1 protein-coding gene is annotated in these 1,552 nt (G+C 54.3%); it reads left to right on the forward strand.

Annotated features, from left to right (window positions below):
- Positions 1 to 157: 157 nt before the first annotated feature.
- Positions 158 to 766, forward strand: coding sequence for a hypothetical protein (locus ACFQY0_RS21070; RefSeq protein ID WP_379716998.1), 609 nt, complete (start codon positions 158 to 160; stop codon positions 764 to 766).
- The last annotated feature ends 786 nt before the right edge of the window (positions 767 to 1,552 follow it).

Below are 1,552 nucleotides of genomic sequence, written 5' to 3' on the forward strand. Positions count from 1 at the left end.
TGCTGCCCTCCGTCTGGATCGAATCCCAGCAGCCTGATCAAAGCCCCTCGGTCGCCCGAGTTGCATAGAAGCCGGAGCCCCCAGAATTATCGCACCTATGCGAGAGGTGCTCTGTTGGGCGCTTACGGGTAACTCTCCCTCTGGCATACTCCGGCGCATGGCTGTCGAACTTCTCTTCACCCAGGCACTCGGACTCACCTCTACATGGAAGGTCGTTTCCCCTGACTTCGATCCCGAGGCGAGGTCCCTCGAACTCGTCATCGACTTCAAACCCGGCAGCCGTTTCGTTCAGAAAATGCTGAAGTTCTACGCTGCATCAGTCGGAGTTGCCCTCCTTGGAACATCGTGCAGCCATCATCCCGCAGTGGAGGATTCGGGGCCTCCGCTCTCCTCCCTGTCTCCTCCCTTCATCGTGGATCGAGAACCTCTTGCAGATGAGACTTTCCCCTCGCTCGAAGACCTTGCCCTGACTCTACCAGTCTTTGAGACGTCGCCAACCAGAGTGGCCGACGATGACGGAACCCGTTACGAGAATGGCGGACGAACATGGACCATCGAGGCAGACGGCGCACAGGTTCCCGTGAGGGTAGATCGACTTACCCCCGAGAAAGTTGCTCCAACTCGAATTCTGGTGACGCTCGGACCGAAGCCTCTCTACGGCATTGATGAGATCTGGATCTACGAACTTGAGCGGGTTCCGGGTGGCTGGCGCAGGCTCTCCGCAAAAACAAAAGCCGGAGAACAAGCCGACCATGACGATGCCTGACCTCGGTCTTGTTACGTTTGCATTTTGATGCTTTTTTATCCTCAGAGAGGATCGGGAGCGCCGCCTTCGTTCGGGCGTCGCGCCATTCCTCATACGTTTGGAAAAAACCGAGGGAATGCGAAAACGTAAGATCATCAAGGGCCTCCTAGCTCTCGCAGTCGTTATCCTTGCTTTGGGTATTTCATACCAGCGAGACCTCTTATGGAAGCGGACGATCAGGGTGCAATCTCCTCAAGGTCAAGCTTCTCTCTGTGAATTGCACGGAAGCTCTCTGCGTATCGAGACGATCGAAGCCCCTAAAGGGCAAACTATTAGTTTGATGAACGGATATGAAGAAGCCGAAAGGAAACTCTTCCCGAATTCAAACAGGATGAATTACGGAGGCTATCCCCGGAATGTGGGATGGATCGAGAGGCGGTATTGCACTGATTGCCGGAAGGCAGCGGACGAGTGGTCAGCAAAGAAGATCGCGGAGGGAAGCGCCTAGGAAAAGCCGAACAAGGCGAATCTGACCGGCCCAAGGCGATCAAACTAAGGGAAAAAATTGGACCAGGATGGCTGAGATTGATCGGATGAAGGCGACGAAATCCAGCGGTCTTGAGCATCATCATGGTTGAACCTCGATTCCAGGCTGAAGCCGAGGTCAGTAATTCAAAAATGGCTCTACCGGATCTGAGGTGGGTAGGCTGATTTGAATGTTCCCGTATCGGTCGCTGCTTTCTATACTTCTGGGGATGTCAGTTGAGGCACTTTTTAAGCAAGCGTTGGGTTTGGCAGATCCTTGGG

Source organism: Haloferula chungangensis, assembly GCF_042664875.1.
Lineage (GTDB): Bacteria > Verrucomicrobiota > Verrucomicrobiia > Verrucomicrobiales > Akkermansiaceae > Haloferula > Haloferula chungangensis.